Raw genomic sequence first — 12,865 nt, 5'->3', positions numbered from 1 at the left:
ACCATAACAGTCGATTTATATATCTTTAAATCATATTTATTCATTTAGTTATTCAATAAAGAGATATGTCGTCAACTTTCCTGAGCGCAAAAAAAAAGGCCGTCGAAACGGCCGAAAACCCTTGTGCACAGAAAAGACCAACCTGTGGGAGCGAGCTTGCTCGCGATGGCGTTGGATCTGCAGCGTCGATGTCGACTGTTTCACCGCCATCGCGAGCAAGCTCGCTCCCACAGGTTTTGTATTAACGATTCGGTTGCGGTGTCAGGCGCAGATAGGGCTTCACCGCCCGATAGCCTTTGGGGAAGCGCCGCTTGATCTCTTCTTCATCCTTGAGCGACGGCACGATCACTACTTCGTCACCGTCCTGCCAATTGGCCGGGGTGGCGACTTTGTGGTTGTCGGTCAGTTGCAGGGAATCGATCACCCGCAGGATCTCGTTGAAATTGCGGCCCGTACTGGCCGGGTAGGTGATGGTCAGGCGAACCTTCTTGTTCGGGTCGATCACGAACAGCGAGCGCACGGTCAAGGTATCGCTGGCATTTGGATGGATCAGGTCGTACAGGTCCGACACCTTGCGATCGGCATCGGCCAGGATCGGGAAATTGACCACGGTGTTCTGGGTCTCGTTGATGTCCTCGATCCACTTGTGGTGGGAATCCACAGGATCCACCGAGAGGGCAATCGCCTTGACGCCGCGCCTGGCGAACTCATCCTTGAGCTTGGCGGTGAATCCCAGTTCGGTGGTGCACACCGGCGTGAAGTCCGCCGGATGAGAGAACAGCACGCCCCAGCTATCGCCGAGCCATTCGTGGAAACGGATTTTGCCGACACTGGAATCCTGTTCGAAATCAGGGGCGATGTCGCCGAGTCTGAGGCTCATGGTGCGGCTCCTTGTGAGGTGTTGTGGAACCTGACTGTGCCTCGGTTCTGGTCCTTTTAAAAAGAATAAATATTGATCTAGCTAGAACTATTAAGAATATAAAAAACTGTTCACTGGCGCTGACCTATCTAATGGGCCGAAGATCCGCGACGAGGTTCGAGAAGGCCTCGAGTTGCTGAAAAGAGGAGTCGTTTCGAGAAAGGCTACAGGGGTGGGCCTGACTCGAAAACGTAAAGCCCCGCCAGGCATGTTGCCGGGCGGGGCTTTTTTTCGTTTCAACATTTCCTGACATGCCTATCAAATTGTTGACCCGATGCCGGAACGAGCGGCTAGGATAGGCGGCATGGACATTCAAGCGTTGTTGATTCATCTGCAGGATCAATTACCCGACTTGTTGGCGGTGTATCTGTTTGGCAGCCATGCGCAAGGAACCGCAGGCCCCGATAGCGATGTCGATATGGCCGTGCTCGTATCCGGCGAAATAGACCCGATGCGGTTATGGCAGATTGCAGGAGATATGGCGGATATAGCCAACGTTCCGGTGGATCTGATCGATCTGCGTGCGACAACCACCGTGATGCAGTACCAGATCGTGACTCGAGGCCAGCGATTGTGGGCCAGGGACGTACAGGCCGGGTTATACGAGAGTTTCATCCTCAGCGAAAAAACCGCCTTCGACGCAGCACGAGCAGGCTTGCTCAAGGATATTCAGGAAAAAGGCTCCGTGTATGGCCGATGATGTACTGATCAACAAAGCAGCGAGTATTGAACGCTGCGTCGCCAGGGTGAGGGAGGAGTACGAGAAGAACCCTGCCACCTTCGCCACGGACCTCACCCGCCAGGATTCGGCGGTTCTAAATATCCAGCGGGCCTGTGAAGCGGCGCTGGACATGGGGCAACATCTGATTCGACGCGAACGCCTGGGCGTCCCGCAAAGTGCCCGGGACGTGTTCGAGTTGCTTTATCAAGCTGGCTGGATCGCCGAAGACCTGGTGAAAAACCTGAAGAATATAGTGGGTTTCAGAAATATCGCTGTGCATGACTACCAAGCACTGCAACTGCCCATCCTGATCGCCATCATTACCCGGCACCTGGGCGATTTCCTGGCGTTCAGCGCGTGCATACTGCGTAAGGACTCGACAGAGACCGCCGTCTGACACCGAAAACCTAAAAGCCCCGCCGGGCATGTCGCCGGGCGGGGCTTTTTTGGGTTCTACGCCTTACATAAAGTTGTAGGTGTAGTTGAAGATCAGACGGGTCTGATCCTGGCTTTCGCCTGCACCGCTGCTACGATAGGTACCCTGACGAAGGGTGGTACCGAAGCCTTTCAATGCGCCTTGCTGGATTACGTAATCCACACGCATGTCGCGTTCCCACTCGGAGTAATCGCTGCCACCCGCGGTGGCGGATTTGACGTCGTCACCACGCAGGTAGGCAACCGAGGCTTTCAGGCCTGGTACGCCCAAGGAAGCGAAGTCGTAGGAGTATTGACCGAAGGTGGTGTTTTCACCGGCACGGACAAACCCGTTGATCATGCTGTCGGTGAACAGGTAAAAGCTCGCGCCACCGGCACCTTCTGGGCGTCCGTTGCCGTTAACGACGTTGCCTTGGTTCAGGTATACGAAGCCGCCGTCATCACCGACTTGCTGGTGACCCAGCAGGAAGGCGCTGCCGCCGAGGGTATAAGTGAACATGGCGCTCCAGGTCTTGTTATCGACCTCGCCCGGGGTCTTGGCATAGCCATTGTTGTTGTTGAACCGGTATCCCGCATCGCCGTTACGACCATCCGAACTGCTGTCGAAGTAACGCAGGTCGGTCTTGAAGGATTGGCCTTCGCTGATCGGGAAAACGTGTACGGCGCCCAGGAAGTGCTGTTTGTAATAGTCTTGCAGGTTGGCGTAGTAATACTGCAGGGTCAGGTCTTTGGTGACTTTCCAGTCAGCACCGGCAAAACGGAACTGGTTGCTGTCCTCGGTACCGCCTGCCACTGCCAGACCGGTGCTGTTGCTCGAAGCACGACCAGTGGCATGTTCCAACTGACCGGCGTTGAAGGTCACATTGTCGATTTCCTTGGAGGTGATGGTGCCACCTTCAAAGGTCTGTGGCAGCAGACGGCTGTCGTTGGCCACCAGGATCGGCAGGTTAGGCTGCAGTGCGCCACCCAGGTGAGCCTCGGTCTTGGAGAAAAGCGCCTTCACGTTACCCGACAAACGGCTCCAATCATGGACTGCCGAACCATCGGTGTCGCTTGGCATGTAGGAGCCATTATTGCGCCCCCTCCCACCATCGAGACGAATGCCAACCAACGCCTGAGCGTCGATACCGAAACCAACGACGCCTTGGGTGAAGCCCGACTTGTAGTCGAACTTGAGGCCGGTGCCCGTTTCGCGCAGGTCTTCGGCGCCGTCGTGGTTATCGTTATTGAAATACAGCGTGCGGGAACTGACAGACGCCTTGCTGTCTTCGATGAAACCGGCGGCGCCTGCCTGCTGCGCCAATACCCCAACGGCCACAGCCAGGGCCAAGGTGGACTTGTTCATGCTTCGCTCCTCTCGTTTTCTAATTCTTGTGTTTCTTTGGTTCCGGGTCGAATGCCCTGAATCCGCGGATGCGCGATTAGCGCCAGACTGTGACTGGCAAGTCAATCGTAACCATTTGTGATTACGACCATGGTCTAACCCCGCGATACCGGCCGGAAGAATAATGGATTCTTTATAATTCCAAAAAGAATTGTTTCCATAGTTTTCAGATTATTTTGAAATATAGCTGCCATCAAAGCATCGTCAAACTGAGATATGGATATCGGCCAGACCGGGGATTGCTGAACGGTCCTTTCGTCGGCAGTTTTTCAGCACGTGGAACGCTCTATCTCATGGGCTGCGGCGGAGCGCAGTTGCTGCTGGCTGCAATCTTCGGGCTTCGTCCACCGACAATTCATTGTCTGAAGTCAAAAAGAGCAGCCAGACGCACGGCTACGGGGAATGAAAGCTACAACGGCTTCTCGAAGATCTTCGAGTTGCGCTGGTAGTTATAGAGCGAGGCCCGCGCCGCCGGCAGCCGGTCGACGCTGCTGGGCTCGAAGCCTCGCTCACGGAACCAGTGGGCAGTGCGGGTGGTGAGTACAAACAAGGTCTTGAGTCCCTGGGCGCGGGCACGGGTCTCGATCCGCTCAAGCAATTCATCGCCCCGGCCACCGTGGCGGTATTCCGGGTTCACCGCCAGGCACGCCAGCTCGCCGGCATCCGAATCGGCGATCTGGTACAACGCCGCGCAGGCGATGATCATGCCTTCGCGCTCCACCACGCTGAACTGTTCGATCTCACGCTCCAGCACTTCCCTGGAGCGACGCACCAGGATCCCCTGCTCCTCCAGCGGGCTGATCAGGTCCAGCAAGCCACCGACATCTTCGATGGCCGCCTCGCGAACGACTTCGAACTGTTCCTGGGCTACCAGCGTGCCGCTGCCGTCGCGCGTGAACAGCTCGGCCAGCAGGGCACCGTCCTCGGCATAGCTGACGATATGACTGCGGGCCACACCACCACGGCAAGCCTGGGCCGCGGCGTCCAGCAGCTCGGCCTGATAGTCGCTGCCCAGGCGCTGGATGTGGGCTGGTACCTGCTGCGGACGCAGTTCACGCACCAGCCGGCCGTCTTCGCCGATCAACCCCTGCTCGGCGCCGAACAGCAGCAACTTGTCGGCCGCCAGGTCGATGGCCGCCCGGGTGGCGACGTCTTCGCAGGCCAGATTGAAAATCTCACCGGTGGGCGAATAGCCCAGAGGCGACAGCAGCACGATGGAACGCTCGTCCAGCAGGCGGTTGATGCCCTTGCGATCGACCCGACGCACCTCTCCGGTGTGGTGGTAATCCACGCCCTCCAGCACGCCGATGGGCCGTGCGGTGACCAGATTGCCGCTGGCTACCCGCAACCGCGAGCCCTGCATGGGCGAAGACGCCATGTCCATCGACAGGCGCGCCTCGATGGCGATGCGCAGTTGACCAACCGCGTCGATCACACACTCAAGCGTCGCCGCATCGGTGATGCGCATGCCGTGATGGTAATGAGGGGTCAGGCCTCGCGCGGCCAGGCGGGCCTCGATCTGCGGGCGTGAACCATGGACCAGCACCAGCCGTACGCCGAGGCTGTGCAACAGCACCAGGTCATGGACGATGTTGCCGAAATTGGGATGCTCCACCCCATCGCCGGGGAGCATGACGATGAAGGTGCAGTCGCGGTGGGCATTGATGTAGGGCGAAGCGTGACGAAGCCAATTGACGTATTCGGGCATGAACCTGAGCCTGTAATAAATAACAGCCGAAAAAAGACGGAACAGAACGCACAGCGGGCTGGTGGTTATCGTCGGAACAGGCTTGGCGACACGCGCGCTCTCCTCATGAATACGGGCCCGCGAGGGGGCGATTTAGTCAGCCGTGGCCGGCGTCAGGCAATAATGTCCGATCAGTTGCCGCAACAACTGCACGGTAGGTTGTATACGTGACATTTCGAGGTACTCACCCGGTTGGTGGGCACAAGCGATATCACCGGGGCCGAGCACCAGGGTTTCGCAGCCAAGGCGCTGAAGATAAGGCGCTTCGGTGCCAAACGCCACTGCTTCGGCACGGTAGCCGGTCAGTCGTTCGGCCACGCGCACCAGCTCGCAGTCCTCGGGCTGCTCGAACGGCGGCGCTTCGGGGAACAGCGGCGCATAGTCGATCCTGACCTTATGACGCTCGGCGATGGGGTCGAGCTTCTGCTGGATGGCCGCTCGCAGCATCTGCGGGTCCATGCCGGGCAAGGGTCGCAGGTCGAATTCCATGGAGCACTGGCCGCAGATCCGGTTGGGGTTGTCGCCGCCATGGATACAGCCGAAGTTCAGGGTCGGCTGTGGCACCGTGAACTGGGGATTGCGGAATTCCCGTTGCCATTGCAGACGCAGGCCGCGCAGTTCGCCCATGGCGTCGTGCATGGCTTCGAGGGCGCTGTGACCCAGGCTTGGATCGGATGAATGGCCGCTGCGCCCGAGGATGTCGATGCGCTCCATCATCACGCCCTTGTGCAGGCGGATCGGTCGCAGACCGGTCGGCTCACCGATGATCGCTGCGCGCCCCAATGGCCGTCCGGCGTCGGCCAGCGCCCGGGCGCCGGCCATGGAGCTTTCTTCGTCGCAGGTGGCGAGAATCAACAAAGGCTGCTTGAACGGTTGCTCCAGCAGAGGCTTGAGCGCTTCGATGGCCAGGGCAAAGAAGCCTTTCATGTCACAGCTGCCGAGACCCACCCAGCGATTCTCGACCTCGGTGAGCTTCAGCGGATCGGTCTGCCACAGCCCACCGTCGAACGGCACCGTATCGCTGTGACCGGCCAGCACCAGCCCTCCGGGACCGCTGCCGTACGTTGCCAGCAGGTTGAACTTGCCGGGGCTGACCTGCTGGATATCGCAGCGGAACCCGAGGTCGCCAAGCCAGGCTGCCAGCAGTTCGATCACGGCACGGTTGGACTGGTCCAGCGCCGGCTGGGTACAACTGACCGAAGGCGTGGCGATCAGCGCAGCGAACTGATCTTTCATGGACGGCAAAGGCATCGCTGACTCCGGGCTTACGATTTGGCGTTCATCATAGAACCATCCGGCGCAAGGAAGAAACCGTCGCGGCACGTAGGACGAATGACTCCTGTACACTGCACGACCTTGGCAGCCACACCCTTCCCGGCTGCGCACCCCGATCCCTGGATTTTCCGGCCATGCAGAAAGAAACCGAAATCAAACTCCGCGTCAGCCGCGAGACCCTGGCAGCCCTGCGCGAGCACCCGCTACTGAAAAAACGCAACAAAAGTGGCTGGGAACGCCACGAATTGATGAACCAGTACTTCGACACGCCGGAGCGTGACCTGGCCCGAGCCAAGGTCGCCCTGCGCCTACGTCGCGACGGTGAAGAGGTGATCCAGACCCTCAAGACCCGCGGCCAGAGCATTGCCGGCCTGTCCGAGCGCAACGAATACGACTGGCACCTGCCCAAGGCCAGGCTCGACCTGAAGAAACTCGACGGCGAATGCTGGCCCGAGGCCCTGGCGGACCTGGACAAGAAAACCCTCAAGGCTATCTTCACCACTGACTTCGTTCGCGAACGCGCGGAAATCGCCTGGGGCCGAGGCAAAAGCAAGGTGGTCATCGAAGCCGCACTCGACCTGGGCCATGTGGTGGTCGGCAAGCAGAAGGAAGAGATCTGCGAGCTCGAACTGGAACTGCGCGAAGGCGATCCCGCCGCCCTGCTGGAACTGGCCGCCGAACTGGCCGAGACCCTGCCCCTGATGCCTTGCGACATCAGCAAGGCCGAGCGCGGCTATCGTCTGCATGACGCGGCCAGCTATGCCCTGAGCCTGCCGGCGCCGCAACTGGTCGCTGAAATGCCGCTGGACGATGCCTTCGCCGCGCTGAGCTGGCACCTGCTGGGCAGCAGCCAGCGTCTGGCCGAGCAATACCGCTTCAACGGCCATTGGCGCCTTTTGCAGGACTGGGTGGAGAACCTCGTCGAACTGCGCGCCCTGCTCAGCAGCCTCGGCCAGGCCGCCCCGCGCCAATCGACCCATGACTTGCGCATTGCCCTGGATGCATTGCTGGAAGACTGGCGCCCGCTCGTCCAGGCCGGCCTGGACGATGAGGACGTGCGCAAGGCGGCACCGGAGCAGTTCCTCGAAGAGCTGCAGGATCCACGCTGGGGCCTGTTCTCCCTCAATACCTCGCGCTGGCTGCTGGCCCGCAGCTGGGCCGTCGAGCGCAACACCCGTGGCAACCGCCAGGGCGCGGCGCAACTGGGCAGTTGGCTGCCGCGCCTGCTGTGCGAGGAAGCAACCTCCCTGCAATTGCAACGCTACCAGCAGCAGCCGGAAGACCTCGCCGAGCAATTGCCGCGTATCGAACGCATCCAGGTCTGGCTGCACCACGCCCGCCAGGTGCTGGACGTCCCGGAAATGGACCGTCTCTATGGCGAGCTGAACAAACTGGCGCAACTGGCCAACGCACCGATTACCGACGAAGCCCTGGACGCGCGCAAACACCAGGCGATTGCGGTGTATCAGAATCGGGCTTGGAAGACTTTGTTGCGCCTGTAATACCGCCATCGCGAGCAGGGCTCGCTCCCACAGGGTTTGGACGGTGTCGCGACTACTGCGACTCACCCGGAACAACCTGTGGGAGCGCCTGCTCGCGATGAGGCCCACAGACCCTCCACCGAAATCAGCGCATTACCGGCAGACTCGTCGTGGACTTGATCTCCGAAAGCGCCACGATGGAATTCACTTCCTGGATTCCCGGCACCATCGACAGCTTTTCGAAAAAGAAACGCTCATACGCCTCGATGTCCGCTGTGACGATGCGCAGCAGGAAGTCCACCGCTCCCATCAACACGTAGCACTCCAGCACTTCGGGAAAGCCGCGGATCGCCTCGGTGAACTCGGTGAAATTCGAACGACCGTGGGCGTTGAGTTTGATTTCGGCGAAGATCTGCGTGTCAAGGCCGATCTTCTTGCGATCCAGCAACGTCACCTGGCTGCGGATAATCCCCTCTTCCTTCATCCGCTGGATCCGGCGCCAGCACGGCGACTGGGACAAGCCCACCCGCTCGGCGATCTGGGCACTGGACAGCGAGGCGTCCTCTTGAAGCAGCGTCAGTATCCTACGGTCATAACTGTCCAGCTCGCTCTGCATAAAAAAATCCGCAATCAAGATATTGTCGAATTATTCCATTCGTATAATTCCTAACAGCGGGAATATTAGACAGAAAAAACCGCTTCACCCATGTAAATATTTCTCCCGAAACCCAGGAGAAAATCCATGCCTTCATTCGAAGCTGTCACGGCGGCCCCGGCCCGTGCCGATGCCTGGCACCCCAGCCACCCCCACTGCCACGTGCAGTACCGCCTGCTGGCGGAAACCGAACCGGACCTGTTGTGTCGGGCGTTGAACCTGTTTGCCCTACAGGGCCTGATCCCACAGCGGCTTCACGTCGAGCGCCAGGACGATTTGCTGTCCATGGATATCGTGGTGGGCGGACTGAGCTGGCACCGTGCCCAAGTGCTCGCTGAAAAATTACGTAACCTGATCAGCGTGTTTTCGGTGGAGCTGCAAGAGGCTGATATCGCGCGGGCAGCGCCGGTCCTGGCGGTGGGTTGAGCGGTCGCAGGCAAGAATTCGTAACGCATTGGTCGGGTAGTGGCCCAACGGTCTACGGTGTCGGGACTATGCTTTTGCAGACCGAGCGATGACGCCGAGGCGTCTGAATCGCGGCTTTGCTGCAACTGTCCAATAGGAACCCAAATGTCCACCAAACACGCCACTCAGGACCGCTGGCTGGACCTCAACGATCTGCTCCGCCAACTGGTCGCCCAAGGCATCATCGACCAGGATGCGGCTGAAACCGCGCTGAACGCCCGCCGGCGCCATAGCACCAACAGCCAGTTGCATCCACTGGAATTCATCGCCAACCAGCATCTGGACGATCTCAGCCGACCCGGCAAACGCCTGGACCTGGAAAGCCTGACGTTGTGGCTGTCCCAGCAGGCCGGCCAGCCCTACATGCGCATCGACCCGCTGAAGATCAACGTCGCGGCCGTGACCCCGCTGATGTCCTACGCCTTTGCCCAACGCCACAAAATCCTCGCGGTAGCGGTCGATCGTGATTCGGTCACCGTTGCCAGTGCCCAGCCCTATGTCAGCAGCTGGGAAGCCGACCTGACCCACGTGCTCAAGCTGCCGGTCAACCGGGTGGTCGCCAACCCGGTGGACATCCAGCGCCTGAGCGTCGAGTTCTACCGCCTGGCCAAATCGGTCAGCGGTGCCACCACGGTCGACCAGCAGCCGAGCAACCTGAGTAATTTCGAACAGTTGCTCAACCTCGGGGCCAGCGACCAGGAACCCGACGCCAACGATGCGCACATCGTCAATATCGTCGACTGGCTGTTCCAGTACGCTTTCCAGCAACGGGCCAGCGATATCCACATCGAGCCGCGCCGCGAGCAGGGCACCGTGCGGTTTCGCATCGACGGCGTGCTGCACACGGTCTACCAGTTCCCGCCGCAAGTCACGATGGCGATCATCAGTCGCCTGAAAAACCTCGGACGGATGAACGTCGCGGAGAAGCGCAAGCCCCAGGATGGCCGGGTCAAGACCAAGACCCCGGAGGGCGGTGAAGTGGAATTGCGCCTGTCGACATTGCCCACGGCGTTCGGCGAGAAAATGGTCATGCGGATCTTCGACCCTGAAGTCCTGCTCAAGGATTTCGACCAGCTCGGCTTCTCCGCCGACGACCTGCGCCGCTGGCAGGACATGACGCGCCAGCCCAACGGCATCGTGCTGGTGACCGGGCCCACCGGTTCGGGCAAGACCACCACCCTCTACACCACCCTGAAGAAACTGGCGACGCCGGAGGTCAACCTCTGCACCATCGAGGACCCGATTGAAATGGTCGAGGCGTCCTTCAACCAGATGCAGGTCCAGCACAACATCGACCTGAACTTCGCCGCTGGCGTGCGGGCACTGATGCGGCAAGACCCGGACATCATCATGATCGGCGAGATCCGTGACCTGGAGACCGCTGAAATGGCGATCCAGGCAGCACTGACCGGGCACCTGGTGCTCTCCACGCTGCACACCAACGATGCACCGAGCGCCATCAGCCGCCTGCTGGAGCTTGGCGTGCCCCATTACCTGATCAAGGCCACGGTACTGGGCATCATGGCTCAGCGCCTGGTGCGCACGCTGTGTCCCCACTGCAAGAGCCCGCTGACACTGGAGGAAGACGACTGGCAGACCCTGACCCGCCCGTGGCAGGCGCCTTTGCCGAGCAATGCCCAACAGGCGGTCGGTTGCCTGGAATGTCGCGACACCGGTTACCGTGGCCGTGCCGGGGTCTATGAAATCCTGCAACTGACCGACAGCGTCAAGGCGCTGATCCATCCGGATACCGACCTGCTGGCAGTGCGGCGCCAGGCGTTCAAGGAAGGCATGCGCAGCCTGCGGCTGTCCGGCGCGCAGAAAGTCGCCGCCGGGCTCACGACGGTTGAAGAGGTGCTACGGGTAACGCCCCAGAGCGAGCAGAGGTAAAAATTGCTCCCACCCGACAACGGATGGAAAGGTCCTTGTAAACAAACCGGAGAGAACCCAAGCGAAGATAATGGCCGATTGCCCTACACTCAGGATCACGAGTCATCAACCGAACAAGGAACAGTCATGCAAATCGGCAGCGTACTTTTATTATTCGTCGCCCTGGTGGTCGCCATCCTGCTCATGGGCTTCAAGGTCGTACCCCAGGGCTATCAATGGACCGTCGAACGCTTCGGGCGCTACACCAACACGCTCAAGCCCGGCCTGAACATCATCATCCCGGTGATGGACCGCATTGGTCGCAAGATGAACGTGATGGAAAGCGTGCTGGACATCCCGCCGCAAGAAGTCATCACCTCCGACAACGCCACGGTGCAAATCGATGCCGTGTGCTTTTTCCAGGTGGTCAACACGGCCCAGGCTGCCTATGAGGTCAACAACCTCGAACATGCCATCCGCAACCTGCTGCAGACCAATATCCGGACCGTGCTCGGTTCGATGGAACTGGATGCGATGTTGAGCCAGCGCGATGCCATCAACGAAAAACTGTTGCGGACCATCGACGAAGCCACCGCACCGTGGGGCATCAAAATCACTCGGATCGAGATCAAGGACATCAGCCCACCGGCTGACCTGATGGCCGCGATGTCGGGGCAGATGAAAGCCGAACGGATCAAGCGCGCCCAGATCCTGGAGGCCGAGGGGCTGCGCGCCTCGGCGATCCTCACCGCCGAAGGCAAGAAGCAGGCGCAGATTCTCGAAGCCGAAGGCAGCCGCCAGGCCGCATTCCTGGAGTCCGAGGCCCGTGAGCGCCAGGCCGCGGCCGAAGCGCTCGCTACCAAAGTGGTGTCCGAGGCGATTGCCCAGGGTAACGTCCAGGCGGTGAACTACTTCGTCGCGCAGAAATACGTCGACGCCTTGGGCCGCCTGGCCTCGGCCAACAACAGCAAGGTGATCCTGATGCCGCTGGAAGCCAGCCAGGTGATCGGTGCGGTCGGTGGCATCGGCGAGATCGTCAAGGCCACCTTCGACAGCAAGAAAGCCTGAGGCCCGCCCATGTGGTCTTTCCTGCAACACCTGTCGTATTGGGACTGGCTGGCGCTGGGCGTCATTTTGCTGATCCTGGAAGTATTCGGTGCCGGTGGATACCTGCTGTGGATTGGCATGGCCGCTGCAGCCGTCGGCGTGCTGACCTTCCTTGTCCCGCAACTGTCATGGGAGCTTCAGTTCCTGTTGTTCGGCCTGTTCGCCATGGCGACGGCGCTGTACTGGTGGCGCCGCCAGCACAGCGCTGTACGTGAAAGCGACCAGCCGCTCCTGAACCTGCGCGGGCAGGAGCTGATCGGCAAGACATTCCAGGTACACGAAGCCATCGTCGATGGACGGGGCAAGATCAAGGTCGCCGACGGAGTGTGGTTGGTAAAGGGCCCTGAAGCGCCCGTGGGCACACGGGTCAGGGTGGTTGCACAGGAAGGCGCGGTATTGCGGGTGGAACGCCATGACTGATGGGTCATGGAACTGAACCGGGTAGCCGACGCTCAAAATGAGTAGTTAACCCAGTGGAGTCACCTATCATGCGTCTCAAACTTGCTGTCGCCACCCTGGCCTTGCTGTCGCTTCCCGTTGGCTCGGCAATGGCCGACACGTTTTGGCGTAACGTCATTTCGTCCGGTGCGACCACCGGTTCGACCTACCTGACCTTCAAGGATCACAAGCTGATCGTCGCCGCCCAGGACGACGCCGGCAGCTTCGTCGCCAGTGACGGCGGCATCCGTGGCCCTTACCTGGAAGCCGCGATGCAGAAAGTCCGCGCCGACAACCCAGGCCTGCAAGCCACCGACATGGAACTGGCCAACGCGATCCTGGCGAAAAACGCCGTCGCTCAGGACTGAT

At 60.1% G+C, this 12,865-nt stretch carries 13 protein-coding genes; 8 read left to right on the top strand and 5 right to left on the bottom strand.

Translation table 11 applies throughout. The features are described from left to right. Nucleotides 1-241: 241 nt before the first annotated feature. Complete coding sequence (locus ACLEJR_RS05730) at nt 242-880, bottom strand: peroxiredoxin (RefSeq protein ID WP_440812667.1); 639 nt, start codon at nt 878-880, stop codon at nt 242-244. A gap of 343 nt (nt 881-1,223) precedes the next feature. On the opposite strand from ACLEJR_RS05730, the gene mntA reads away from it, so the two are divergent. Further along, nucleotides 1,224-1,619, top strand: a complete 396-nt coding sequence (mntA, locus tag ACLEJR_RS05725) for a type VII toxin-antitoxin system MntA family adenylyltransferase antitoxin (RefSeq protein WP_440795960.1) — start codon at nt 1,224-1,226, stop codon at nt 1,617-1,619. Beyond that, complete coding sequence (hepT, locus tag ACLEJR_RS05720; protein WP_440795962.1) at nt 1,609-2,037, top strand: type VII toxin-antitoxin system HepT family RNase toxin; 429 nt, start codon at nt 1,609-1,611, stop codon at nt 2,035-2,037. Before mntA ends, hepT begins: the two co-directional genes overlap by 11 nt. 63 nt (nt 2,038-2,100) lie before the next feature. Here hepT and ACLEJR_RS05715 read toward each other — a convergent pair whose 3' ends face one another. The 3 genes from ACLEJR_RS05715 to argE form a co-directional block, all read right to left on the bottom strand. After that, on the bottom strand, nt 2,101-3,420 hold the full coding sequence (locus ACLEJR_RS05715; RefSeq protein ID WP_440795964.1) for an OprD family porin: 1,320 nt from the start codon (nt 3,418-3,420) through the stop codon (nt 2,101-2,103). Between the two features lie 448 nt (nt 3,421-3,868). Continuing rightward, nucleotides 3,869-5,167, bottom strand: a complete 1,299-nt coding sequence (gene argA / locus ACLEJR_RS05710; RefSeq protein ID WP_440795966.1) for an amino-acid N-acetyltransferase — start codon at nt 5,165-5,167, stop codon at nt 3,869-3,871. 132 nt (nt 5,168-5,299) lie between these two features. Then, nucleotides 5,300-6,457, bottom strand: a complete 1,158-nt coding sequence (gene argE / locus ACLEJR_RS05705) for an acetylornithine deacetylase (RefSeq protein WP_440812664.1) — start codon at nt 6,455-6,457, stop codon at nt 5,300-5,302. A 158-nt stretch (nt 6,458-6,615) separates the two neighbouring features. On the opposite strand from argE, the gene ACLEJR_RS05700 reads away from it, so the two are divergent. After that, a complete protein-coding gene (locus ACLEJR_RS05700; RefSeq protein WP_440812661.1) occupies nt 6,616-7,983 on the top strand; it encodes a CYTH domain-containing protein in 1,368 nt (455 codons plus the stop codon). A gap of 124 nt (nt 7,984-8,107) precedes the next feature. Here the strand turns inward: ACLEJR_RS05700 and ACLEJR_RS05695 are convergent, their stop codons facing one another. After that, a complete protein-coding gene (locus tag ACLEJR_RS05695) occupies nt 8,108-8,578 on the bottom strand; it encodes an Lrp/AsnC family transcriptional regulator (protein ID WP_440812659.1) in 471 nt (156 codons plus the stop codon). A 126-nt stretch (nt 8,579-8,704) separates the two neighbouring features. On the opposite strand from ACLEJR_RS05695, the gene ACLEJR_RS05690 reads away from it, so the two are divergent. The 5 genes from ACLEJR_RS05690 to ACLEJR_RS05670 all read left to right on the top strand — a co-directional run bounded on the left by ACLEJR_RS05690 (nt 8,705) and on the right by ACLEJR_RS05670 (nt 12,864). Beyond that, nucleotides 8,705-9,043: a hypothetical protein gene (locus tag ACLEJR_RS05690; RefSeq protein ID WP_440795974.1), complete on the top strand. Its 339-nt coding sequence runs from the start codon at nt 8,705-8,707 to the stop codon at nt 9,041-9,043. Between the two features lie 144 nt (nt 9,044-9,187). Next, nucleotides 9,188-10,972 (top strand): GspE/PulE family protein, encoded by a 1,785-nt coding sequence (locus ACLEJR_RS05685; RefSeq protein ID WP_440812657.1) that lies wholly within the window; start codon nt 9,188-9,190, stop codon nt 10,970-10,972. Between the two features lie 126 nt (nt 10,973-11,098). Next, nucleotides 11,099-12,019, top strand: a complete 921-nt coding sequence (locus ACLEJR_RS05680; RefSeq protein ID WP_440795978.1) for an SPFH domain-containing protein — start codon at nt 11,099-11,101, stop codon at nt 12,017-12,019. A 9-nt stretch (nt 12,020-12,028) separates the two neighbouring features. Continuing rightward, the gene (locus ACLEJR_RS05675; protein WP_440795980.1) at nt 12,029-12,478 is read left to right on the top strand and encodes an NfeD family protein; all 450 of its coding nucleotides are present in this window, start codon (nt 12,029-12,031) and stop codon (nt 12,476-12,478) included. A gap of 65 nt (nt 12,479-12,543) precedes the next feature. Further along, nucleotides 12,544-12,864: a DUF2388 domain-containing protein gene (locus tag ACLEJR_RS05670; protein WP_170846005.1), complete on the top strand. Its 321-nt coding sequence runs from the start codon at nt 12,544-12,546 to the stop codon at nt 12,862-12,864. The last annotated feature ends 1 nt before the right edge of the window (nt 12,865 follow it).

It is taken from the genome of Pseudomonas sp. SMN5 (assembly GCF_052041925.1).
Lineage (GTDB): Bacteria > Pseudomonadota > Gammaproteobacteria > Pseudomonadales > Pseudomonadaceae > Aquipseudomonas.
Note: the sequence above shows the minus strand (reverse complement) of the source record. Positions and strands in the feature narration are given on the sequence as shown.